The organism is Salegentibacter profundi (assembly GCF_054121475.1).
The window spans coordinates 322,596-345,064 of record NZ_JBSYGG010000002.1; the positions used below are offsets into that span (position 1 = coordinate 322,596).

Below are 22,469 nucleotides of genomic sequence, written 5' to 3' on the forward strand. Positions count from 1 at the left end.
TATATAATAACTAGCTAGAAATAAAATAAAAGCAATGATAAATATGAGAACACATACAAAAACCAGGCTCAAAGCAGGATTATTTAGCATTTTAATTTTAGTGATATCCTCGTGTTCTACTCACAGAAGAGTATCAGGAACAGTCTCCAGTATTTATAATGATCCGGTATGCGGGGGTCAGGTGGCACCCGAATCTTCTTTGAAAATGAAATACGGGGCTACTATTTATTACTTCGAATCAGAAGAATGTCTTGCCGTCTTCCAAAAGAATCCGGAGAGATATGTTGCACTCAGAAAAACAAATGAAGTTAGCAATGGAGGTTTTTTTTCGCACAGGGGTTGGTGGGTTCCCGTCATGATTGGTACCATGGTAGTAGTCATGCTTGTAGGATTTAGCCATTAATAAATGCTTAGGAACTAACTCATAGTTGCTCTTTACAATTAAAGAAAAGTTTTTAATCATAAGTTCAAACTCTTAAAAACAAAAAAACAATGAAAAATCACTGGTTATGGATGGTCCTCGGTTGCGGGCTTCCCTTGTTATTCATTTTTTTAGCACCATCCATTGGAATTGGAGGCGGCACCTGGCTTTTTGCATTTATTATAATAATGTTCGCAGTACACTTGTTAATGCCTATACGGCACGGGAGCCATACGCACGGATTGTCCAATGAGAACTTAAAAAAGAAGGATAAAAAAAAAGAAGGACAACATCACTAAAATTTATGTTATGAAACGAAAATTTCAAATTAATGGTATTAGTTGCGGCGGCTGCATTAGCAGGGTCAAAAAGACATTGGAAGAACATCCAAAGATTGAAAAGGCAGAAATTTTTCTGGCACCAAAAGGAGCTACAATCATCACTATGAAGGAAACGCTTTCAGTAGATGAATTACAAAAACAACTCAGCAACCTTGAGGGTTACACAATTGAAAAACTATAAAAGTAACTTAAAACCAAAAATTATGCATTTTTACGAAGGACATTTTGGAGGTATGCACCTAATATGGTGGATTATATGGATTATTTTATTGGCTTGGATATTCTTTATCCCAGCAGATATCCCTTATCAAAAAACAAAGAAGGACAGCCCACTGGATATTCTTAAAAACCGCTTTGCAAAAGGCGAAATATCCAAGGAAGAATTTGAGGAATCAAAAAAGATATTAAAATCAGACAACTAACTCAAAACTTTAAAATTATGTATCGATTAAACGTAAAAAAACTCGGATTTGCTTTCGGTCTTACGGGGGCACTAATTTACTTAGGCTGTATGATAGTTATGTCAACAGCAGGTCGAGAAGCCACTATCGATTTTTTCAACAGCCTATTGCACGGTTTAGATACCACAAGCATTATCAGGATGGATGTGCCACTATGGGAAGCTGGTTTGGGAATAGTACAGATATTCATTTTAGGATGGCTAATAGGTGCCTGTATTGCGGCTTTTTATAATGCGCAAATAAAAGTCAAAAAATAAGAGAGTAAAATAAAATTTATGCAATATGTCTGGTTCATATGGTCTCTTATAATTCTTGCTCTTTGGGCAATAATCTATTTGTCAAAAAAGGGGTATAGAAAAGAAATGCTCAAAATGAGCCTTATTACGATGCCCTTTGGTTTAACAGAACCATTATTTGTACCAGAATATTGGATGCCACCTTCCTTATTCCATTTAGCGGAAAGAACAGGTTTTGATATTGAGAGCCTTATCTTCTCTTTTGCCATTGGCGGAATAGGGACGGTATTGTATAATCTGATATTCAAAAAAGGCTATATAGATATGCCTCATACCGAACGGAGCCACCAAAGACATAAGCTACATATTTATATACTTTTTGTTCCAGCCATTGTATTCGTCATATTTAGTCTTTTCACCACGCTTAACCACATCTATTGTGGCATCATTGCAATGTTTTTTGGTGGTTTGGCAACATTGTACTGTCGCCCAGATTTAAAAGGAAAGATATGGGTTGGAGGAATCTTGTTTACCATACTGTACTTCATTTATTTCGGAAGCATCCTTCCGTTTTATCCGCAATATGTGGAGCTGTACTGGAATCTGGACAACCTGACCCATATTCTTGTTTTGGGAATCCCAATTGAAGAGTTACTGTTCGCTTTCACCTTTGGTATGTATTGGTCTGGATTATATGAACACTTGTATTGGAGAAAACTTATAAAATCGAAAGAAATGTCAACCAACTAAAACATTCAAATTATGAAAATATTATTGGCCATAGATGGTTCAGATTTTAGTGAAGTAGCCATTAACGAGCTTAAGAAAATGACTTTATCCTCAAATAGTGAAATTCATATTATAAATGTTTATGAACTTCCGAAAACAACCGGTCTGGGATTGCATACTATGGGCGGCAAGATAGGAAATTACATAGAAGAAATTAAAAGTAACGCTCAAAAATTGGGAAACAAAATCGTTTCAGAAGCTTCCGATAAAATCAAGGCCGAAAACAAGGCACTTACCATAACCACAAGTGTTGTTAGCGGACTGCCCAAAAGTACTATTAATGAAAAAGCAGAAAATTGGGGTGCAGATTTAATTGTAGTAGGCTCTCAGGGTCACGGTGCTTTTTCTCGCTTAGTATTGGGCTCAGTATCCCAATATTTAACCACAAATGCCAAATGTTCAGTACTGATTGCAAGAGATAGAAATAAAAAATGAAAGAAAAGCAAACACATAGCATTACATTAGAATCCACTTGTAAGATAACAGATGAAATCTGTCTTCCCGATACCAAATTACCTAGTGTGGTTATCGTTGGTGGAGGATTTGCAGGTTTGGCATTGGTTGAGAAACTGAAACACAAAGAAGTTCAAGTGGTTTTACTCGATAAAAATAACTTCCATCAGTTTCAGCCTTTATTATATCAAGTGGCAACGAGTGCCCTGGAGCCTGACAGTATTGTATTTCCATTCAGAAAACAAATCAATGGCTATAAAAATGTTTTCTTTCGTTTGGCTGAAGTTGAGGAAATTCAACCTGATTCAAATACTATATTGACCAATAAGGGAAGTGTTTCTTATGACTATTTAGTGTTGGCTACTGGCACGACCACCAATTTCTTTGGGATGGATTCTGTAGCCGAAAATAGTTTGGGGATGAAGGATATCCGAGATTCCCTGAACATTCGCCATATGATGTTGCAAAATTTAGAACAGGCTGCCATTACCTGTGATGATGATGAACGGGATGCCCTAACAAATTTTGTAATTGTAGGTGGTGGTCCTGCCGGTGTAGAGATGGCAGGAGCATTGGCTGAATTCTGTAAATACATTCTACCCAAAGATTATCCAGAGTACCCTTCTTCCATTATGAATATTTATCTAATAGAAGCCATTGATGAGTTGTTAGGCACAATGTCAGACAAGGCATCATCGAAAACCCTCAAATATTTAGAGGATTTGAATGTAAAGGTATTATTAAATGAAGCTGTAAGCAATTATGACGGCAACGAAGTCACTACCAAAAGTGGTAAGACCATTTTGGCTAAAAATCTTATCTGGACGGCTGGCGTAAAAGGACAATTCCCAAATGGTATTGATGGAAAACATGTAGTCAGAGGCAACCGTATTAAAACCAATGCCAATTTAAAAGTAGAAGGCTACGAAAATATTTTTGCCATAGGTGATATCGCAGCACTCATTTCCAAAGAAACCCCAAAAGGACATCCACAAGTAGCACAGACCGCTATTCAACAAGGTAAATACCTGGGCGATTCGATATTAAATATCATAAATAACAAATCCATAAAACCTTTCAAATATAAAGATAAAGGTTCCTTAGCAACCGTAGGTAAACGCAAGGCAGTTGCCGATTTGGGCAAATTTAAATTTGCAGGCTATTTCGCCTGGTTGCTGTGGTCCGTTGTTCACTTGATGTCCATAAGTGGATTTAGAAATAGATTGATGGTTGGTTTTAATTGGGCGGTAAGTTATTTCACTTATGAAAAGAGCAACCGCCTGATTATTAGAAACTTTAAACCGAAATCTTCGGTTAAAAACAGAACAAAATAATTTTGAAATGAAAAACACCACAGATAAAAATAATAAGCTTTCCCTAATAGGTTCCATATCTCTTGGTACAGGCGTAATGATTGGTGCTGGCATATTTGTCCTTATGGGGCAAATAGCAGAGTTGGTGGGTGATCTATTTCCCATTGCATTTATTGCAGGTGCTGTTGTGGTGGGTTTTAGCTCATATTCCTATGTCAAGTTTTCAAATGCTTTTCCATCGTCTGGAGGTGTGGTTAAATTCCTTAACAAATCCTATGGACCTGGAACAACAACAGGGTTTTATTCTTTGCTGATGTACGTATCAATGGTAGTTTCCGAAAGTCTGGTGGCGGGCACTTTTGGAGCATATACGTTGAGACTATTTCCCGAGTCCTATGCAGGTTATGCCTCTACCCTGGGTGTTGGGCTAATTGTTGTTGCTTATATAGTGAACATCCTGGGCAATAAGGTTATTGGTGCCACCGCGACATTTACCGCTATTATAAAGGTAGTGGGAATAGCAATTTTAGCTATTGCCGGCCTTGCAATTTCAGGTTTTGCCGATATTACGGGAAACTATATTCCCAAAAATACTGAGACATTACCACAAGGCTTCGGATTTGTGGCCGCTTTGGCGTTATCTATCCTTGCTTATAAAGGCTTTACCACTATCACGAACCAAGGAGCCGATATTAAAAACCCGCATAAAAATCTTGGTAGGTCTATCGTGTTTTCCATACTTATCTGCACACTGATATATGTAGCCTTGGCATTAGCTGTTGCGGGAGGTTTAAGCATTCCTGAAATAATCGAAGCTAAAGATTATGCCCTTGCAGCCGCCGCAAAACCTGTTTTTGGGGAATGGGGTTCCTGGATTACCATTGGCATTGCCATTATTGCCACGGTTTCTGGGGTCATTGCCAGTATCTTTTCCTCTTCACGCTTGTTGGCAATGCTCAGCAATATGAAACAGGTGCCTTCTTTAACCAAACTTGGTAGCTTAAAAAATCCAGCACTAGTATTCACGTCTTCCCTCGCCATTTTACTGACCGTGCTTTTCGATTTGACAAGGATAGCATCCATTGGGGCTATTTTTTACCTTATTATGGATATCGCTATCCATTGGGGGCTGTTCCGTCACCTTAAAAACAAAGTGGTTTTTCAGCCTATCATCCCATTAATAGCCATCGTATTGGACATTGCGGTATTGGCAGCTTTTCTTTATATAAAATATCTGAACGATCCTTTGGTGCTTATCGTAGCAGCGATTGGGATTGTTCTAATACTTGTGGCGGAACGCCTTTTTATGATTTCACATACAGACGATGAAGGTAATATGCCGATGGGAATGAAGAATACAAGTGACAAAAACAAAAAAACATAATTAATTAAAAACAATTTATATGAAAAATGTAGCAGTTATAGGTTACGGAGTCATTGGAAAAAGGGTGGCAGATGCCATCAACTTACAAAACGATATGAAGCTTTCGGGAGTATGTGATATCATCAGCGATTGGCGTATTCAAAATGCCGTAAGAAAGAATTACAACATATACGCAGCAACTCAAGATGCAGCTGTTAATATGAAATCTGAAGGGATTTCTGTTAAAGGCAATATGCAGGAACTTTTAAAGAAATCAGACCTTGTAGTGGACTGTACGCCTAAAAAGATTGCTGCTCAAAATGTAGCGATTTATAAAGAACAGAATATAAAATTTATTTTGCACGGTGGCGAAAAACACGAAACCACAGGGCATTCCTTTAGTGCAGAAAATAATTACAAATCCGCTCTAAACTTGAATGCGACAAGAGTAGTTTCTTGTAATACTACGTCTATTTTAAGAACCTTGACCGCTTTAAAAAGAGCCGATTTATTGGATTATGCCAGAGGTACACTTTTAAGAAGAGCTACAGACCCTTGGGAAAGTCATTTAGGTGGTATTATGAATACGATGGTTCCCGAAAAAGATATCCCAAGCCATCAAGGTCCAGATGCTAAAAGTGTTGACCCAGAACTGGATGTCATCACCGCAGCGGTAAAAGTACCCGAAACATTGAGCCATATGCACTACTGGAATGTGAAATTGAAAAAGCAGGCGACAAAGGAAGAAATGCTAAATGCTTTCAAAACTTCAAGTCGTATTAAACTAATTCGATATGACCAAGGCTTGGTTTCTAACAACACCATTAAAGAAATGTTTCTGGATATGGGAAGACCTTGGGGCGATATGTATGAAGTTGCGCTGTGGGAAGATATGCTCAAAGTACAGGGAGATGAACTTTTTTATGCCTATGTAGTCGATAACCAAGCTGTTGTAATCCCGGAAACAATTGATGCTATTAGGGCATTAACTGGAATTGAAACAGATGGTACAAAATCCATAGCCAAAACAAATGAAAGTTTAGGAATCCATTAAATACTATCAAAATGAAAACAGACAAGAATATAGTAGAACTTTTAGGAGAAAAAGCAGACTTCTATTTAGAACACGTTTGTGAAAAAATAACAAAGGATGAATTGCAAGTGCCAAGCAAAAATAGTTTAGAAAAAGTATTTGGCAGTAGCAACAGAAATCCGCAGGTGCTTCGAAGTCTTTCACAATTGTACAACAACGGAAATCTGGGAGGTACAGGCTATTTAAGTATCCTTCCTGTTGACCAAGGTATTGAGCATAGCGCGGCCTTTTCATTCTATAAAAACCCAGATTATTTTGACCCAGAGAACATTATAAAACTCGCCCTTGAGGCCGGTTGTAATGGGGTGGCTTCCACGTTTGGGGTTTTGGGTTTGAATGCCCGAAAATATGCCCATAAAATCCCTTTTATCGTTAAGATTAACCACAATGAACTGCTTACCTACCCGAACAAATATGACCAAACACTCTTTGGTAAGGTAAAAACCGCTTGGGATATGGGAGCAATTGCCGTAGGAGCTACGATTTATTTTGGTTCAGCGGAAAGTAACAGACAACTCAAAGAAATAGCAGAGGCTTTTGAAGAAGCACACAATCTGGGAATGGCCACCATCTTATGGTGCTATACACGGAACGAGGCATTTAAAACCAACAAGGAAGATTATCACGCAGCTGCCGATGTAACTGGGCAGGCAAACCATTTGGGTGTTACTATTCAAGCAGACATCATCAAACAAAAATTACCTACCAATAATTTTGGTTTCAAAGAGATAGGATTTGGAAAATATGATGATGAAATGTATAAAACCCTTACCACAGACCACCCTATTGACCTTTGCAGGTTGCAAGTAGCCAATTGCTATATGGGTAAAATAGGGCTGATTAATTCAGGTGGTGGTTCCAAAGGCAAATCAGATTTGTCCGAAGCTGTAACAACTGCCGTTATCAATAAAAGGGCTGGTGGCTCTGGGCTGATAATGGGAAGAAAAGCATTTCAAAAGCCCTTTAGCGAAGGCGTGAAAGTATTACAATCTGTTCAGGAAGTTTATTTGGACGATAAAATTAGTATAGCATAATCAACAGAATGTTTGACACAGAGATAAAATCATTAAAATCACTTAACCACTACCTCCTTAAACTGGTAGAAAGCCGTCTATGGCTTAAAGTAATCATTGCTTTGTTGTTAGGTGTTGGATTTGGTCTGTTATTGAGTCCACAAAATGGATGGATTTCTAAAGAAACAGCAGATATCGCGGGGAATTGGCTGGCATTGCCCGGTGTACTATTTCTGAAACTGGTTCAAATGATTATGATTCCGTTGATTGTGGCTTCCATCATCACAGGAATCGCAAGTAATGATAAGGACAGTTTAAAAAAATTAGGTGGTGGTGTTTTACTATATTTTTTAGGCACAACAATAGTTTCGGTTAGCATTGGTACGATACTATCCCAAATTTTTAGACCGGGTCGTTTTCTTCATCAACAAGCACTAAAAGAGCATAATGAAATTACGGCAGTTTCAACTGATGAACCCGAGCTTTCCTTCGGAATTGAAACGATTCCTGATGCCATCTCAAACTTACTTCCCGAAAACCCGTTGGCATCTATGGTAAGTGGTGAAATGTTAAGCATTGTAATTTTCACAATCATTATTGGTGTAGCTGTGCTATCACTTGAAAATGCCTTACTGCGCCCAGTGAAGCTGCTTCTAACTGCCATTCAGGAAGTCTGTATGACAGTAGTAAAATGGTCAATGCTTCTAGTGCCTATTGCTGTTTTCGGACTTATGGCGCAGCTTACCTCTAGTGTTGGTTTAAGTTCTCTTTCCGGTCTCACCTATTATGTTGGCGTCGTCCTGCTCGGTCCATTACTTTTGGTAATTTTCTATTTAGGGCTAATTGTGCTTCTTGGAAAAGCAAACCCTATGCATTTCCTAAAAAAAATAAGGGACGTTCAATTATTGGCCTTTTCAACCACAAGCTCTGCGGCCGTGATGCCACTTTCCCTTCAAACAGCCGAAGAAGAATTGAAGGTGGACAAGACCATTAGCAATTTTATTATTCCCATAGGTGCAACCGTCAATATGGATGGCACTGCACTCTATCAAACCATAACTACGCTATTCATAGCCCAAGCCTATGGCTTGGAAATGAGTTTGCTCAATATTATTGTGGTCATCGTAACCATCGTTGCTGCTTCAATCGGCACACCTGCCATTCCCGGAGGTGGTGTGGTGATACTCGCTTCTGTTTTGGGAAGTGTCGGTATCCCAGCCGAAGGCATCATCATTATTATTGGTGTAGAAAGATTGTTGGGAATGTTCAGGACTGCTGTAAACGTAACGGGTGACCTCACAGCTTGTATGGTTTTTAATAGGTTTTATGGTAAAACCCCAATATTGGTTAATGATTAAACTTTAAAAATATGACATTACTACTCATATCCATATTTTTCATTTTTCCTGTGGTCGCTATAGCAGGATATCAACATTATAAGATTGTTAAGCACCCAGCTTATGATGCTGACAAAACACTCTTAAATTATGAAATTATAGGTGCGGGTGAAAACAAACTCGTTTTGCTGCACGGTTTGACAGGGTCATTGAATTATTGGAAACGCAATTTAGAAAGCATTTCAAAAACACACACTTTGCTATTAATAGACCTTTTGGGTTTTGGTGATTCGCCAAAACCACAAAGTGATTATTCGCTTTCAGTTCAACTTAAAGCTTTAGAATTGGTTTTGCAAAAAGAAGGATTCAATGATGGAAAAACCATAGTTGCCGGTCATTCTATGGGCGCTATAATTTCAATGGCCCTATTGGAAAAACACTCAAATTGGCTCAAAGCAGGCATTTTTATTGGAATACCTGTTTATCAAGATGCAGATGAATTTAAAAAAATTATGTCCTCACATTCTTTTGTGGACAGAATATCAATAAGCAGATTCTCTAAATACATCTGTATGATTCATCCCATTTTTATGTCGCGTGCATTTAAACCAGACAACCTCACGGATGATGTTTATGAAGATGCAAAAAAACACCATTGGCAGAGCTACTATTATTCGCTTACGAGGATAATCCTAAAAACAGATTTATACGGGATTGCAAGAAAGATTAGAAACACAAAAGTGCTTTTCATTCACGGAGCAAAGGACACTACTGCACCGCTCAAAAATGCTATAGACTTATCAAGAGAATTTACAAACGTAAAAACTGTTACCTCTACAGGGGGAGACCATCAGTTCTTTCTAAAAGAAGCAGAATTTGTATGGAAGACCATCCAAGATTTTTCTGTTTCAGATAAAAAATCACAAAAAACAATTTTAAATGAATACTAATAAAATTAAACATATAGGTGTATTTACCTCTGGAGGTGATAGTCCAGGGATGAATTCAGCCTTGTACGCCATTGCAAAAACGGCTGAAGCAACTGGTATAAAAGTTAGTGGTTTTAGAAAAGGATATGAAGGATTGATAGACGGTGACTTGGTTCAATTTAAATCACACGAATTACAAAAACTGACCCAAAAGGGTGGCACAATTCTAAAGACCGCACGAAGCAAACGTTTTCTCGAACTGGAAGGTCGAAAAAAAGCCCTGCAAACCCTAAATGCAAACAAAATAGATGCCCTGATTGCCATTGGTGGCGATGGCACATTTAAAGGACTACTTACTTTTTCAGAAATATGCGACATTCCGTTTATCGGCATTCCTGGTACTATAGATAATGATATTTCAGGAACAGATTATACCCTTGGTTTTGATTCCGCAGTAAATACAGCCATTGAGAATATTGATAAAATAAAGGACACAGCCGAATCTCACAACCGCGTATTTATTGTAGAAGTAATGGGCAGGGATTCGGGTTACATTGCCATTCATTCAGGACTTACCACGGGAGCAGATGCCATTTTAATTCCCGAGAGCGGTACGGACTTTATTAACCTTTTGGGTAAGGTGAAAAATTACGATAGCGAGGATGCTTTTCTAATCGTAGTTTCTGAAGGTGACGAAATTGGTGCCGAACTTGTTTCTTCAAAAATAAAGGAAGTCAACCCCAATGTCGATTTACGAATTACAAAACTTGGGCACGTACAGCGTGGTGGAAATCCTTCTGCTTTGGATAGAATGTTGGGCATAAGGCTTGGGGTGGAAGCCGTAAAATCACTTTTACAAAGTAAAAAGAATGTAATGATCGGGATTTTAAACAATCAATTGCACTTAACCCCTTTTAATGAAGTGGTCAAACAACATCAGGTCAATAAAGAATTGCACGAACTCTTAGAACTATTTGGAACATAAATTATGAAAACAACAATATACAGCACACATAAATTCGATAAGCCTTCCATTGAAAACGCTAATAAAGGAAAACATCAATTGAATTTTCTGGAATTTAGGCTAACAAAGGAAACCGCCTTATTGGCAGAAGGTTCAAAGGCCATAGCACTTTTCTCAAGTGACGATGCCTCTTCGGAAGTTTTGGATATTTTACACAAACTAGGCATAAAATTTATCGCATTACGTTCGGCAGGTTTCAATCACGTCGATTTAGAAAAAGCAGCTGAATTGAATATAAAAGTGGCCCGTGTCCCAGCCTATTCACCTTATGCCATTGCAGAACATACAATGGCTTTGATACTTGCATTAAACCGAAGACTGATTAAAGCCCACAATAGAGTGCGCGAACAAAACTTTTCATTAAACGGTCTCACTGGTTTTGACCTAAATGGGAAAACCGTTGGCGTGATTGGAACAGGAAAAATAGGGTCTGTACTCGTAAAAATACTTCACGGATTCGGCTGCAATATTCTTGCCCAGGATATAGAAGAAAGCAAAGACCTAATTGATAAATATGGCGTAATCTATTCAGATTGTGCGACGCTCTGTAAGCACGCAGATATAATAAGCCTGCACGTGCCATTAAAAGCTTCAACAAAACATTTAATAAATAAAGAGCATATAGCACTAATGAAATCTGGAGTAATGCTCATCAATACAAGTCGTGGTGGGTTGGTGGACACCAAGGCAGTTATCGAAGGATTGAAAACTAAAAAAATAGGGTATTTAGGACTGGATGTTTATGAGGAAGAAGAAGGATTGTTCTTTGAAGACCATTCCGATGACATTTTGCAAGACGATGTGATTGCACGCTTAATGACTTTCAACAATGTACTAATTACAAGCCATCAAGCTTTTTTAACCAAAACCGCATTGACCAATATTGCAGAAACAACCATATATAATCTGGATTGTTTTGAAAAACAAAAACCTTCTGGAAATGAAATTAGCATTAATTAATAGTTAAAAACAAATATTATGAAAAACATACTCGTACCAACAGACTTTTCAAAAAATTGCAATAAAGCAGAAGAACTCGGAATTGAAATGGCAAAGCTTTACAATTCCGAAATCCATTTTTTCCATTTGATGAAAACCCCCGTAGAATGGGTAAAGTTGGATAAACAAAAAGAAAAACAGTACCCAGAAACAGTAAAGCAAATAGGCATCGCAAAAGCCTACCTGAGAGAACTGGAGAAAAAAGCAGAACGACAAGGCCTTGAGTGCAGGACTTTTCTTGAATTTGATGGTGGTCAGGCAAATATCCTTAAACATTCGGGTCATTTTCATCACGATTTTATAGTTACGGGAAGTAGTGGCACCCGAGGCGGTATACGTGAGTTAATGGGAAGCAACGTAGAAAAAATTGTTAGGAAAGCTGATGTACCAGTTGTTGTAGTCAAGGATGAAGAAGTATCCTTTCCTTTTAAGGATATCGTTTTTGTTTCAGATTTTCTTCAAGATGTAAGCGATGCATTTAAGCAGGTTATTTCGATTGCTGAAAAATGCGGCGCACATATCCATTTATTGAGGGTCAATACTCAGACCGATTTTAACAGTATAGAGCAAGGGTTGGATCCCATCAAGGAGTTCCTGAAAAAATTCCCCGATTTGGATAACTTCTCAATGAATGTATATAACGAACAAGACGTAGAAACAGGGATAAACAATTTTTTACGATATAAAAATGCCGATTTAATCGCAATGTGTACTCACGGACGTACAGGCTTTTTAACTTTATTCTCTAAAAGCATCGCAGAGGGTGTAACCAATCACTCCGAATTACCAGTAATGACTATTAAAATGTAACAATGAATAAATCAGTCTTAATAAAAAAATACTCTGGTGAGTACGAAGCCTTTGATGTAAACAAACTCATCAACTCCCTGCGGCGTTCACGGGCAGATGAGGATATTATTCAGGATATAGCCCGGAAAGTACAAGAGCAGATTGAAGAAGGAATGACAACCAAAAAAATCTATCAGTTGGCTTTCAAGATGCTAAAACGAAAATCTAGGGTAAGTGCCTCAAAGTACAAGCTTAAAAAAGCCCTGATGGAATTGGGGCCTTCAGGATTTCCGTTTGAAAAATTTGTAGGTAAGCTAATTAAATCTGAAGGCTTCAAGACAGAGGTTGGGGTTATTGTCCAGGGAAATTGCGTACAACATGAAGTAGATGTGATTGCACAAAAAGACAATAAACATTATATGATTGAATGTAAATACCACAGTGACCAAGGCAGGTTTTGCAATGTAAAAATCCCATTATATATCCATTCACGGTTTTTGGACGTGGAAAAGCAATGGAAACACCAAAAAGGTCACGAGGCTAAACTTCATAAAGGCGGGGTTTACACCAATACGCGTTTCACAACCGATGCCATTCAGTACGGGAAATGTGTTGGAATGCTTATGACCAGTTGGGATTATCCAAGAGGAAATGGTCTCAAGGACAGAATAGATAAATCGGGGCTACATCCCTTAACCGCTTTAACAACACTTACTAAAGCTGAAAAAACAAAATTATTAGATGAAGGCATCGTACTCTGTAAAGAGCTTCACGAAACCCCAAAAATTTTAGAACAAGTAGGAGTGCCAAAATCAAGACACAAAAAGGTTCTCGAAGATTCAAGAGAATTATGTGGAATTCATTAGAGCACTACTTAAATTTTTAATCTAAATAAATAGGACAAATGAAAACAGAAGAACTGAAAGAACAGAACCGTATAGATTTAGAGCCATTTTACCAAGCATTGGAAGATGATTCTAAACTACTTGAAGAAGCCCTCGAAATATTATTGGGTATGGTACACTTCGAGCCTAAATCCGTAAAGAAGTTGGCACTCGTAATAAAAGAGGATTCCCGCAATCTATATAACGAAATAGCGGAATTGAGCAAATCGAACCAAGACAAAGGAAATACGCCTTCCTGTTGTGGTGGACATTAATAAATACTATAACGATGAAAAACAAAAAAATAAACATCCACTTTTTGGGAGCGGCAGGCACAGTAACCGGCTCAAAATATTTAGTGGACACAGGAGATAGAAAGATACTGATAGACTGCGGACTTTTTCAAGGGCTAAAGGAATTACGCCTTAAAAACTGGGAGTACCCACCTGTTAATGTAGGTGATATTGATGCTGTTTTGCTTACCCACGGTCATATGGACCATACAGGTTATTTACCCAGATTGGTAAAACAAGGCTTCAATGGTCCCATTTATGGTACGAATCCTACTTTGGACATTGCAAAAATCATATTGAATGATAGTGCCAAAATACAAGAACAGGAAGCCGAACGTGCCAATAAGGAAGGCTATTCCAAACATAGTCCCGCAGAACCATTATACGATTTAAAGGATGTAGAAAAAACTATCCCACACTTTAAAGGAATTCCACAATCACAATGGATTCCGTTATTTGATGGTATTAGGGCTCGCTTCCAATACAACGGACATATTCTGGGTGCAACCTATATTGAGTTGGATGTGCACGGAAAACGTTTTGTCTTTTCAGGAGACATTGGTAGAACCAATGATTTATTGCTCTATCCACCCCTTAAACCAAAAAAAGCGGATGTGCTTTTCATTGAATCCACTTATGGTGGAAGGTTTCATCCCGATGAAATAGAAGCACTTCCGCAGATTGAAAAATTGGTCAATGACACTATCAATAGAGGTGGAAGTCTTTTTATTCCAAGTTTTTCGGTAGAACGCGCCCAACTGATGATGGTGATTTTTTGGAAATTATTGAAAGAGAAGAAAATCCCAAAAGTACGAATGATCATGGACAGCCCAATGGGCGCTAGTGTATTGGAATTGTTTCATCGCACAAGGGACTGGCACAGACTAGATGAGAATGAATGTGATGAAATGTGTTCACATTTTACGGTCGTAAGCAGTTATCGGGAAACTATGGAATTAAGAACAGATTACAAACCAAAAATTGTGATTGCAGGAAGCGGAATGCTCACAGGGGGAAGAATGCTAAACTATCTTGAAACACAGGCACAAAATCCAAACAACACCTTACTTTTTGTAGGCTATCAAGCTGAAGGCACTCGTGGCAGAAAATTATTGGAAGGTGAAAAAGAACTAAAAGTATATGGAAAATGGGTGCCGTTTAAAATGCCAGTAGTAGAAATTGAAGGGCTTTCGGCACACGCAGACCACGCAGAACTTATGGACTGGATGGATAAGATAAAAAACAAACCCGAACGTATTTTCATTGTACACGGTGAAAAAGAGAGTGCAGAAGCATTGCAAAAAGGCATCAAGGAAACCTATGGGTGGGATGCAGAAATTCCGCAATTATACACCATCGAAGAAATAGAATAAATCGAAAAATCACAACAACCAATAAAATATGGACACACACTCAAACATATTAAAATATAAACATCTCGGAATCTATACCCAAAACGAAAATGTAGTGTATATGCGCGAAGATTGCCACGTCTGTATTTCAGAAGGGTTTGAGGCACTTACCCGAATAAGAATATCCAATGCAAATACATCAATCGTAGCAAGTCTTAATGTCCTGAATTCTGATATTCTGTTGCCTAATGAAATCGGACTATCAGATGCTGCTGCGAAAAAACTCAATGTTTCCCCAAACGATACATTATATGTTTCCCATTTAGAGCCTATTGAATCCTTAAGCCACGTCAGGGCAAAAATCTATAACAAAAAACTGGATTATAAGGCCTATAACAACATCATAACCGATATCGTGGAAGGCGATTATTCCAACATCCACCTTTCGGCATTTATTACGGCCTGTGCAGGTGACCGGATGGATATTGATGAAATATCCGACCTCACCAAAGCGATGATTGCTTCGGGAAAGCAACTGAACTGGAACAAAGATATCGTGGTGGACAAACATTGTATTGGCGGATTGCCTGGCAATAGAACAACACCATTGGTAGTTGCCATTGTTGCTGCGTATGGGCTTACTATGCCAAAAACATCCTCACGGGCAATCACTTCGCCAGCAGGCACAGCAGATACAATGGAAGTACTGACCAATGTTACGCTCTCTTCCGAGGAAATAAAGACCGTTGTAGAAAAGGAAGGCGGATGTTTTGTTTGGGGCGGTACAGCGCAGTTAAGTCCTGCCGATGATGTGCTCATTAAAATTGAAAAAGCCTTGGATATTGATAGCGAAGGTCAGCTCATTGCTTCAGTACTTTCTAAAAAAGCCGCGGCAGGTTCTACGCACGTGGTCATAGATATTCCCGTGGGAGAAACCGCCAAGGTTCGCAGTACCGAAATGGCAGAAAAACTAAAAAATCATATGGAAACCGTTGGAACTGCTGTTGGGTTGAATGTAAAAGTTGTAGTTACGGATGGCACGCAGCCTGTTGGAAGGGGTATCGGTCCAACATTAGAAGCCATAGATATATTAAAAGTTTTGAAAAATGAGGAAGATGCACCTAAAGACTTAACAGAAAGAGCATTGCTTTTAGCTACTGAACTATTAGAACTTTCTGGAAAAGTAGAAAAAGGAAAGGGACTGGAAACCGCACGTGAAATTCTCAAATCTGGAAAAGCATATGAAAAATTCATAGCCATTTGTAAGGCGCAAGGTCAATTTTCAAAACCAGTTTTAGCACCTTATAAAATTGAAATTAAAGCTGAAAAGTCAGGCGTTTTGCAACGAATTGATAACCGAAAAATCGCAAAACTTGCCAAGCTTTCTGGAGCACCACAATCTAAATCGGCAGGGATTCTTTTGAATGTCCATTTAAATGAAAAAATCGAAATAGACCAATTGTTATATACCATATATGCTGAATCCAAAGGCGAACTTAACTATGCTCTGGAATATAAAAACAACCATAACGACATCATAACTATAAATTAAAGAACATACTATGAAAACAATATTATTCAGTCTTCCCGGAAATGAAGAACTCACAGAACTAATGGCTACAAAAATGGATGCTGAAGTGGGTCAAGCCACATTAAGGAAATTCCCTGACGGGGAATCATACACGCGCATATTGTCTGATGTTAAAGATAAATGTGTGGTACTGGTATGCACCTTGCACGAACCGGACGAAAAACTGTTGTCACTATATTTTTTAAGCCACACAGCCAAATCATTAGGAGCTATGTGTACCTGTTTGGTAGCACCCTATTTGGCGTATATGCGGCAGGACAAAGTATTTAATGAAGGAGAAGGAGTGACTTCCGGTTTCTTCGGAAAATTGATTTCTGGTTTCGCCGATAGCATTACCACAGTTGACCCTCACTTGCACAGAATTAGTTCGTTGGGAGAAGTGTATCAAATTCCAAATAAAGTGATTCACGCTGCCGACGCAATTTCAGAATGGATTAAAGAAAATATCGAAAACCCGGTACTTATCGGACCTGATTCTGAAAGTGAACAATGGGTATCAGAAGTCGCCAAAAATGCAGGAGCACCATTTACGGTATTACAAAAGGTGCGTCACGGTGACCGTGATGTAGAAGTCTCTGTTCCCGATGTGGATATATATAAAGATGCTACACCCATTTTGGTAGATGATATTATTTCCACAGCCCGAACAATGATTGAAACCGTACAACATCTTAAAAAAGCAGGAATGAAACCACCTATTTGTGTAGGCATTCACGCCGTTTTTTCAGGAAACGCCTATCAAGATTTATTGGATTCCGGAGTAGAAAAAATAGTGACTTGTAATACCATCCCACACTCTTCAAATGGAATTGATTTAAGTGATATTATGGCAAAAGAGGTAAAAAAATTAATGCACCATATATGAGAAAACAAGGCTTTATAGTACTAATCACTTTATTCAGCATCACAATGACTGGACAAACTGAAATGCTCATTGGGCAGATTTCAGGCAGAGTTGTTATTCGGGAAAACTTTGATAAAGAAGGTGATTTTCTCAATAAACAAACTTTTGAAGCTGGAGAAACAATAAAGGAAAATGGATATTATGAAATAAAGGTAGTTACAGAATTGTTTGACAAAAACAAACAATCAACCGATAAATACACTACTACCTACCGTTGTGAGCCAGATGACGCCAATGTAATGATAATGGCTTTTCCGTTTTCCAAGCCAAAATCAAAAGAAACCGAAATTAATACCATTTCTGAAAATTTTAAAAAGCTCTACGATTTACAAAACTTGAAAGATATTAAATTGGAAATGAGTTTTGACTCGGGCTTGTTAAACTTTTTTGGTTCCAAAAGCATCATAAAAATTTATGACCGAAAATTAGAGGATGGGAAAAACACTATAAAATCAAAAATTAATATTAAAGCCTATGCCTGGGGAATTCGCATTAAGCAACTCAATTATACCGTTATCGAAAAATTAAATGAAAAAGGTTTATTGACTTTTCAGAAATTTTCAGAAGCAGATAACAGCTATTTTACAATAAACTATAAATAAAGACAGATGAAAAATTACGATACACTTTCTGAAGCCATAAACGATTTACAGGGAAATGGCTATACATATGATTTTAACCTAAAACCAGAATGTTTGGAGTGTGCCTCACTAAAAATTGAAATACACCCAGAAGATTTTAATGTTGACGAGATGCATCGTTTTGAGGGTATGAGCAGTACCGACGATAATAGTGTGCTTTATGCTATTTCATCAAAAAATGGGATTAAAGGACTTTTGGTAGATGCCTATGGCGTCTATGCCGAAAACATTTCGGAAGCTATGAGAAAAAAATTACGATAACACTTAAACAAGACAATAATGGAAAATCACGAACACCACAATCACGATGAAATGGACCATTCTAAAATGGACCATTCGAAGATGAAACACAAAAAAGAAGACCATTCTAAAATGAACCACAAAGGTGGAGACCATTCTGGCCACAATCCAGGGCACGGAGAACACGGGCACGACCATCATAAAATGATGATTGCCGATTTTAGAAAACGGTTTTGGGTAACCCTTGTACTTACTATTCCCATACTGTTCTTCTCGCCGATGATTCAGGACTTTTTTGGATATGAGTTTTTGCTTCCCGGAAATCCATATATCCTTTTTGCACTTTCCACAATCGTATATTTCTATGGTGGTTGGCCATTTTTAAAAGGATTCTGGTCTGAAATCAAAAAAGGTGCGCCAGGAATGATGACCTTGATTTCTATGGCAATTTCTGTAGCTTATTTTTATAGCACCGCGACCGTATTTGGCTTAAGAGGCGAAGACTTTTTCTGGGAGCTATCAACACTTATAGCCATAATGTTGCTTGGTCATTGGATAGAAATGAAAAGTGTGTTAGGTGCGTCAAAAGCTTTACAGTTACTGGTAAGTATGATGCCTGCGGAAGCGCACAGGGTAAAGGATGATACCATAGAAGATATTCCGTTGGAAGATTTGTTAAAAGATGATGTGATTTTGGTTAAACCAGGTGAAAAAGTTCCTGCTGATGGGATTATAGTAGACGGTTCAAGTTACCTGAACGAATCTATGCTTACAGGCGAATCCAAACCTGTAAAAAAAGATGAAAACGATAAGGTTATTGGTGGTTCGGTAAATGGTAACAGTACCTTAAAAGTAAAGGTTGAGCATACTGGAAAAGATAGCTATCTCAACAAGGTCATCAAAATGGTCGAAGAAGCGCAAAAAACCAAATCAAAAATGCAAAACCTCTCGGATAGAGCTGCAAAATGGCTTACCTATATCGCATTAGGTATTGGTTTTGGAACATTAGCGGTATGGCTGATTTTAGGCTTTCCATTTGTCTATGCTTTAGAAAGAATGGTTACCGTTATGGTCATTGCTTGTCCACACGCATTAGGTCTTGCCATACCACTTGTGGTTGCTATTTCTACTGCTGTTTCAGCTCAAAACGGGTTATTAATTCGAAATAGGACAGCTTTTGAAGAATCCCGAAAAATATCAGCTTTATTGTTTGATAAAACGGGAACATTGACCAAAGGCGATTTTGGCGTTACTCGAATTGAGTCTGTTAGCGAAACTTATTCATCTGAAGAAATTTTAAGGCTTTCGAGTGCATTGGAACAAAGTTCGGAACATCCTATCGCCGTAGGTATTATTAAAAAAGTCAAAGAAGATAATATGACCATCCCAAAGCCTGAAAACTTTAATGCAATTACAGGTAAAGGCGTTGAGGCCAATGTAGAAGGTAAGCAAGTAAAAGTGGTTAGTCCTGGTTTTTTAAGGGATGAAAAAATCACTATTCCCGAAGACGCATACAGTGATGCCGCTGAAACAGTTGTTTTTGTATTGATTGATGGAAAATTAGCTGGTTACATTGCTCTTGCCGATGAAATAAGACCAGAATCTGCCGAGGCTATAAAAGTATTTAAAAAGAATAATATAAAAGTTTTAATGGCTACCGGTGATAATGAAAGAACTGCCAAAGCTGTTAGCGATAAACTCGGCTTGGATGGATACTACGCCGAAGTTTTGCCACATCAAAAAGTGGAAATAGTAAAAGAATTGGAAAGTAAGGGAGAGTTTGTGGCAATGACAGGAGACGGCGTGAACGATGCACCGGCTCTGGCTCAAGCCAATGTAGGTATTGCCGTTGGTTCAGGTACTGACGTAGCCGCTGAAACAGCAGATATCATTCTGGTCAACAGTAACCCACAGGATATTGCCAACTTAATTCTCTTTGGAAAAGCCACCTACAATAAAATGATTCAGAATTTGATTTGGGCTACAGGATATAATGTAGTGGCTATTCCTTTAGCAGCCGGTGTATTATATTCTTCAGGCTTTGTTTTAGGACCAGCTGTAGGAGCGGTATTTATGAGTTTAAGTACGATTATAGTGGCCATTAATGCGCAACTATTAAAGCGAAAAATCGGTAAAAAATAAATGGACAAAAAAGAAAAACTCAACAGGATATTTTTAATCCTGTTGAGTTTATTTGTAGTGATGTTAGGCTATGGTATTTTATTGCCAACCCTTCCTTACTATACCGAAAGGCTTGCTTTAGAAGCTAACCTCGATACTAATTCGATCAATTTTCATATTGGTTTATTAACGAGTATCTACCCCTTCTTTCAGCTTCTTTTCGTTATACTTTGGGGGAGGTTATCCGATAAATACGGGCGTAAGCCCATTATCGTTGTTGGATTAATTGGGTTTATAGTAATGCAACTGCTTACTGGATTGGCAACCTCCCTTACAATGCTCTATATAGCGCGTATTCTCGGAGGTATATTCACTTCGGCTGTTATTCCTGTCAGTAACGCATTTCTCAGTGATATCACTTCTAAAAAACATAGGACTAAAATTATGGCTTGGTCTGGGGTAGCGATAAGTTCAGGGGTTATTTTTGGACCTGTTTTAGGCAGTTTTCTATCCCAAACTAACCTACACTTTAAATATTCGTTTTGGATATTACATCTGGACCGGTTCTCAGTTCCTTTTATTTTGGTTGCACTTTTAGGTTTTACTGTATTGGTTATTTTGATTAAATCGTTTAGGAATACAAAACCGGTTAGCAGGTTTGTTTCAGGAAAACAAAAATTAAATTTTAGTTTTAGTAGGTTCTTTATTGTCCTATTACTGCTCTCTTTTGTTATGCAGTTTGTAGTGACCCTCTTTGAAACGGTTTTTTCAATTTATGGAAAAAATCAGTTGCTATTTTCAAGTAATCAGATAGGAATTGGTTTTATGGTCTGTGGGATAGTAATGGCGGTATTACAACCTGTATTTGCGACCTATGGAGAGAAAATATTGACAGCAAAACAACAAATTGGAGCCGGATTGTTGATTTCAGGCATTTCACTAATCGCATTTCCTTTTTTCGGCAATGAAATTTATGTCTATGTACTGATTGTAACATTCGCCACTGGTGGAGCAATTGTAACCCCTAACCTACTTTCAGCCGTTTCCTTACTTTCAAAAGAAAAGGCGGGCAGTAATATTTCTGTACAGACCTCGGCAAACAGTGTCGGACAGATTTTAGGCCCGATCATCGGAACCTGGCTCATTGCCGGTGGGTTTTATTATCCCTTCATTATAGCCGGCATCATTATATTGACCGCCATTGGATTACTTTATTTTTATAAAAGCTTTAATAGTAAAACAACTAAAATAGGACAAGACAACAAAGTATCCTAAGAAAAGCAATAATCTTGTTTCTGAAAAATAATATTTAAATTTTTATTATCTAATAATCATTTAATTTTTTAAGGCATTTCCAGAGCGCCACCAACATCACTCTGATTGGTGAAATAAGTCCGTCCATTTGCTAAAAAATGTGATCCTAATTGGCCACCTACCTTTTTTGTGGTACAAACTTTTACTATTTTGAGCTTAGCTATTTATTAATATTATGATATCACCCCAATTTCATAAGGATCAGTTCAATCCAGCGACGGAAAAGACTTCGCAATTGTTCACGCTCTATATTACGTATAGTAATACTATCCAGACGGCCGTCTATAAGTTTCCGACTAATGAGCTGAGTGTCCATCCTGTCATTTTTGGTGTATTGCTCCTTTCCCTTACGGTGTGTATCAGCGGGTTTGACTAATAGGGATTTCCCTCTATAGGTCTAAAATCTGGGATAGGCACAATAGAATAATCTAAATAATATCATTTGAAATATAAAGTTCATTCTGTAGTCACTTCACCACAATATTTGATAAAACGAAATAACCAAGTCTGGTCTCTGGAACCATATTTATCCCGGTTATCATAAGGTTTGATTCTGAATAATGTTAAT

26 protein-coding genes are annotated in these 22,469 nt (G+C 38.0%); 25 read left to right on the forward strand and 1 reads right to left on the reverse strand.

What is annotated here, in order from left to right:
- Positions 1 to 43 precede the first annotated feature (43 nt).
- From ACW6NC_RS04360 to ACW6NC_RS04480, 25 genes are all read left to right on the forward strand, one after another.
- Positions 44 to 403 (forward strand): YHS domain-containing protein, encoded by a 360-nt coding sequence (locus ACW6NC_RS04360; RefSeq protein WP_457863921.1) that lies wholly within the window; start codon positions 44 to 46, stop codon positions 401 to 403.
- A gap of 89 nt (positions 404 to 492) precedes the next feature.
- Entirely contained in the window at positions 493 to 720 is a 228-nt protein-coding gene (locus tag ACW6NC_RS04365; RefSeq protein WP_457863922.1) for a hypothetical protein, read from the forward strand.
- A gap of 10 nt (positions 721 to 730) precedes the next feature.
- Positions 731 to 943 carry a heavy-metal-associated domain-containing protein gene (locus ACW6NC_RS04370; protein ID WP_027884438.1) on the forward strand — a complete coding sequence of 71 codons (213 nt, stop codon included), beginning with the start codon at positions 731 to 733 and terminating at the stop codon, positions 941 to 943.
- Positions 888 to 1,184: an SHOCT domain-containing protein gene (locus ACW6NC_RS04375; RefSeq protein ID WP_457863923.1), complete on the forward strand. Its 297-nt coding sequence runs from the start codon at positions 888 to 890 to the stop codon at positions 1,182 to 1,184. The genes ACW6NC_RS04370 and ACW6NC_RS04375 overlap by 56 nt, the downstream gene beginning before the upstream one ends.
- Before the next feature lie 17 nt (positions 1,185 to 1,201).
- On the forward strand, positions 1,202 to 1,480 hold the full coding sequence (locus tag ACW6NC_RS04380) for a DUF5676 family membrane protein (protein ID WP_008616426.1): 279 nt from the start codon (positions 1,202 to 1,204) through the stop codon (positions 1,478 to 1,480).
- A gap of 114 nt (positions 1,481 to 1,594) precedes the next feature.
- Positions 1,595 to 2,209 (forward strand): lycopene cyclase domain-containing protein, encoded by a 615-nt coding sequence (locus ACW6NC_RS04385; RefSeq protein WP_228122685.1) that lies wholly within the window; start codon positions 1,595 to 1,597, stop codon positions 2,207 to 2,209.
- Between the two features lie 12 nt (positions 2,210 to 2,221).
- The gene (locus tag ACW6NC_RS04390) at positions 2,222 to 2,683 is read left to right on the forward strand and encodes a universal stress protein (protein WP_457863924.1); all 462 of its coding nucleotides are present in this window, start codon (positions 2,222 to 2,224) and stop codon (positions 2,681 to 2,683) included.
- Positions 2,680 to 4,035, forward strand: coding sequence for an NAD(P)/FAD-dependent oxidoreductase (locus ACW6NC_RS04395; protein ID WP_457863925.1), 1,356 nt, complete (start codon positions 2,680 to 2,682; stop codon positions 4,033 to 4,035). The genes ACW6NC_RS04390 and ACW6NC_RS04395 overlap by 4 nt, the downstream gene beginning before the upstream one ends.
- A 7-nt stretch (positions 4,036 to 4,042) precedes the next feature.
- On the forward strand, positions 4,043 to 5,398 hold the full coding sequence (locus ACW6NC_RS04400) for an APC family permease (RefSeq protein WP_037314450.1): 1,356 nt from the start codon (positions 4,043 to 4,045) through the stop codon (positions 5,396 to 5,398).
- A gap of 19 nt (positions 5,399 to 5,417) precedes the next feature.
- Positions 5,418 to 6,431 carry a type II glyceraldehyde-3-phosphate dehydrogenase gene (locus ACW6NC_RS04405; RefSeq protein ID WP_457863926.1) on the forward strand — a complete coding sequence of 338 codons (1,014 nt, stop codon included), beginning with the start codon at positions 5,418 to 5,420 and terminating at the stop codon, positions 6,429 to 6,431.
- An 11-nt stretch (positions 6,432 to 6,442) separates the two neighbouring features.
- Positions 6,443 to 7,504, forward strand: coding sequence for a class I fructose-bisphosphate aldolase (locus ACW6NC_RS04410; protein WP_457863927.1), 1,062 nt, complete (start codon positions 6,443 to 6,445; stop codon positions 7,502 to 7,504).
- Between the two features lie 8 nt (positions 7,505 to 7,512).
- On the forward strand, positions 7,513 to 8,841 hold the full coding sequence (locus ACW6NC_RS04415; RefSeq protein WP_457863928.1) for a dicarboxylate/amino acid:cation symporter: 1,329 nt from the start codon (positions 7,513 to 7,515) through the stop codon (positions 8,839 to 8,841).
- An 11-nt stretch (positions 8,842 to 8,852) separates the two neighbouring features.
- Positions 8,853 to 9,770 carry an alpha/beta fold hydrolase gene (locus ACW6NC_RS04420; RefSeq protein WP_034892086.1) on the forward strand — a complete coding sequence of 306 codons (918 nt, stop codon included), beginning with the start codon at positions 8,853 to 8,855 and terminating at the stop codon, positions 9,768 to 9,770.
- Positions 9,760 to 10,734 (forward strand): ATP-dependent 6-phosphofructokinase, encoded by a 975-nt coding sequence (locus tag ACW6NC_RS04425; protein WP_457863929.1) that lies wholly within the window; start codon positions 9,760 to 9,762, stop codon positions 10,732 to 10,734. The genes ACW6NC_RS04420 and ACW6NC_RS04425 overlap by 11 nt, the downstream gene beginning before the upstream one ends.
- Positions 10,735 to 10,737: 3 nt before the next feature.
- The gene (locus tag ACW6NC_RS04430; RefSeq protein ID WP_008616405.1) at positions 10,738 to 11,733 is read left to right on the forward strand and encodes a 2-hydroxyacid dehydrogenase; all 996 of its coding nucleotides are present in this window, start codon (positions 10,738 to 10,740) and stop codon (positions 11,731 to 11,733) included.
- 18 nt (positions 11,734 to 11,751) lie between these two features.
- A complete protein-coding gene (locus ACW6NC_RS04435) occupies positions 11,752 to 12,582 on the forward strand; it encodes a universal stress protein (RefSeq protein ID WP_457863930.1) in 831 nt (276 codons plus the stop codon).
- A gap of 2 nt (positions 12,583 to 12,584) precedes the next feature.
- Positions 12,585 to 13,427: a restriction endonuclease gene (locus tag ACW6NC_RS04440; RefSeq protein WP_457863931.1), complete on the forward strand. Its 843-nt coding sequence runs from the start codon at positions 12,585 to 12,587 to the stop codon at positions 13,425 to 13,427.
- Positions 13,428 to 13,465: 38 nt separating this feature from the next.
- Positions 13,466 to 13,720 (forward strand): hypothetical protein, encoded by a 255-nt coding sequence (locus tag ACW6NC_RS04445; RefSeq protein ID WP_009778882.1) that lies wholly within the window; start codon positions 13,466 to 13,468, stop codon positions 13,718 to 13,720.
- A 14-nt stretch (positions 13,721 to 13,734) separates the two neighbouring features.
- Positions 13,735 to 15,111, forward strand: a complete 1,377-nt coding sequence (locus ACW6NC_RS04450) for an MBL fold metallo-hydrolase RNA specificity domain-containing protein (protein WP_457863932.1) — start codon at positions 13,735 to 13,737, stop codon at positions 15,109 to 15,111.
- Positions 15,112 to 15,139: 28 nt separating this feature from the next.
- A complete protein-coding gene (locus ACW6NC_RS04455; RefSeq protein WP_457863933.1) occupies positions 15,140 to 16,642 on the forward strand; it encodes a thymidine phosphorylase family protein in 1,503 nt (500 codons plus the stop codon).
- 10 nt (positions 16,643 to 16,652) lie between these two features.
- Positions 16,653 to 17,546, forward strand: a complete 894-nt coding sequence (locus tag ACW6NC_RS04460) for a ribose-phosphate pyrophosphokinase (protein WP_008616396.1) — start codon at positions 16,653 to 16,655, stop codon at positions 17,544 to 17,546.
- Positions 17,543 to 18,187 (forward strand): hypothetical protein, encoded by a 645-nt coding sequence (locus ACW6NC_RS04465; protein WP_041579017.1) that lies wholly within the window; start codon positions 17,543 to 17,545, stop codon positions 18,185 to 18,187. The genes ACW6NC_RS04460 and ACW6NC_RS04465 overlap by 4 nt, the downstream gene beginning before the upstream one ends.
- A gap of 6 nt (positions 18,188 to 18,193) precedes the next feature.
- On the forward strand, positions 18,194 to 18,487 hold the full coding sequence (locus tag ACW6NC_RS04470) for a hypothetical protein (protein WP_008616393.1): 294 nt from the start codon (positions 18,194 to 18,196) through the stop codon (positions 18,485 to 18,487).
- Positions 18,488 to 18,505: 18 nt separating this feature from the next.
- Positions 18,506 to 20,608 carry a copper-translocating P-type ATPase gene (locus ACW6NC_RS04475; RefSeq protein WP_457863934.1) on the forward strand — a complete coding sequence of 701 codons (2,103 nt, stop codon included), beginning with the start codon at positions 18,506 to 18,508 and terminating at the stop codon, positions 20,606 to 20,608.
- Positions 20,609 to 21,862: an MFS transporter gene (locus ACW6NC_RS04480; RefSeq protein WP_457863935.1), complete on the forward strand. Its 1,254-nt coding sequence runs from the start codon at positions 20,609 to 20,611 to the stop codon at positions 21,860 to 21,862.
- Positions 21,863 to 22,082: 220 nt separating this feature from the next.
- Here ACW6NC_RS04480 and ACW6NC_RS04485 read toward each other — a convergent pair whose 3' ends face one another.
- On the reverse strand, positions 22,083 to 22,217 hold the full coding sequence (locus tag ACW6NC_RS04485) for a hypothetical protein (protein ID WP_457863936.1): 135 nt from the start codon (positions 22,215 to 22,217) through the stop codon (positions 22,083 to 22,085).
- Between the last annotated feature and the right edge of the window lie 252 nt (positions 22,218 to 22,469).

Excerpts from the sequence above, each read along its gene's own strand:
- ACW6NC_RS04360 (WP_457863921.1), top strand. The coding sequence starts at position 44 with ATGAGAACACATACAAAAACCAGGCTCAAAGCAGGATTATTTAGCATT.
- ACW6NC_RS04365 (WP_457863922.1), top strand. The coding sequence starts at position 493 with ATGAAAAATCACTGGTTATGGATGGTCCTCGGTTGCGGGCTTCCCTTG.
- ACW6NC_RS04370 (WP_027884438.1), top strand. The coding sequence starts at position 731 with ATGAAACGAAAATTTCAAATTAATGGTATTAGTTGCGGCGGCTGCATT.
- ACW6NC_RS04375 (WP_457863923.1), top strand. The coding sequence starts at position 888 with ATGAATTACAAAAACAACTCAGCAACCTTGAGGGTTACACAATTGAAA.
- ACW6NC_RS04380 (WP_008616426.1), top strand. The coding sequence starts at position 1,202 with ATGTATCGATTAAACGTAAAAAAACTCGGATTTGCTTTCGGTCTTACG.
- ACW6NC_RS04385 (WP_228122685.1), top strand. The coding sequence starts at position 1,595 with ATGAGCCTTATTACGATGCCCTTTGGTTTAACAGAACCATTATTTGTA.
- ACW6NC_RS04390 (WP_457863924.1), top strand. The coding sequence starts at position 2,222 with ATGAAAATATTATTGGCCATAGATGGTTCAGATTTTAGTGAAGTAGCC.
- ACW6NC_RS04395 (WP_457863925.1), top strand. The coding sequence starts at position 2,680 with ATGAAAGAAAAGCAAACACATAGCATTACATTAGAATCCACTTGTAAG.
- ACW6NC_RS04400 (WP_037314450.1), top strand. The coding sequence starts at position 4,043 with ATGAAAAACACCACAGATAAAAATAATAAGCTTTCCCTAATAGGTTCC.
- ACW6NC_RS04405 (WP_457863926.1), top strand. The coding sequence starts at position 5,418 with ATGAAAAATGTAGCAGTTATAGGTTACGGAGTCATTGGAAAAAGGGTG.
- ACW6NC_RS04410 (WP_457863927.1), top strand. The coding sequence starts at position 6,443 with ATGAAAACAGACAAGAATATAGTAGAACTTTTAGGAGAAAAAGCAGAC.
- ACW6NC_RS04415 (WP_457863928.1), top strand. The coding sequence starts at position 7,513 with ATGTTTGACACAGAGATAAAATCATTAAAATCACTTAACCACTACCTC.
- ACW6NC_RS04420 (WP_034892086.1), top strand. The coding sequence starts at position 8,853 with ATGACATTACTACTCATATCCATATTTTTCATTTTTCCTGTGGTCGCT.
- ACW6NC_RS04425 (WP_457863929.1), top strand. The coding sequence starts at position 9,760 with ATGAATACTAATAAAATTAAACATATAGGTGTATTTACCTCTGGAGGT.
- ACW6NC_RS04430 (WP_008616405.1), top strand. The coding sequence starts at position 10,738 with ATGAAAACAACAATATACAGCACACATAAATTCGATAAGCCTTCCATT.
- ACW6NC_RS04435 (WP_457863930.1), top strand. The coding sequence starts at position 11,752 with ATGAAAAACATACTCGTACCAACAGACTTTTCAAAAAATTGCAATAAA.
- ACW6NC_RS04440 (WP_457863931.1), top strand. The coding sequence starts at position 12,585 with ATGAATAAATCAGTCTTAATAAAAAAATACTCTGGTGAGTACGAAGCC.
- ACW6NC_RS04445 (WP_009778882.1), top strand. The coding sequence starts at position 13,466 with ATGAAAACAGAAGAACTGAAAGAACAGAACCGTATAGATTTAGAGCCA.
- ACW6NC_RS04450 (WP_457863932.1), top strand. The coding sequence starts at position 13,735 with ATGAAAAACAAAAAAATAAACATCCACTTTTTGGGAGCGGCAGGCACA.
- ACW6NC_RS04455 (WP_457863933.1), top strand. The coding sequence starts at position 15,140 with ATGGACACACACTCAAACATATTAAAATATAAACATCTCGGAATCTAT.
- ACW6NC_RS04460 (WP_008616396.1), top strand. The coding sequence starts at position 16,653 with ATGAAAACAATATTATTCAGTCTTCCCGGAAATGAAGAACTCACAGAA.
- ACW6NC_RS04465 (WP_041579017.1), top strand. The coding sequence starts at position 17,543 with ATGAGAAAACAAGGCTTTATAGTACTAATCACTTTATTCAGCATCACA.
- ACW6NC_RS04470 (WP_008616393.1), top strand. The coding sequence starts at position 18,194 with ATGAAAAATTACGATACACTTTCTGAAGCCATAAACGATTTACAGGGA.
- ACW6NC_RS04475 (WP_457863934.1), top strand. The coding sequence starts at position 18,506 with ATGGAAAATCACGAACACCACAATCACGATGAAATGGACCATTCTAAA.
- ACW6NC_RS04480 (WP_457863935.1), top strand. The coding sequence starts at position 20,609 with ATGGACAAAAAAGAAAAACTCAACAGGATATTTTTAATCCTGTTGAGT.
- ACW6NC_RS04485 (WP_457863936.1), bottom strand. The coding sequence starts at position 22,217 with ATGGACACTCAGCTCATTAGTCGGAAACTTATAGACGGCCGTCTGGAT.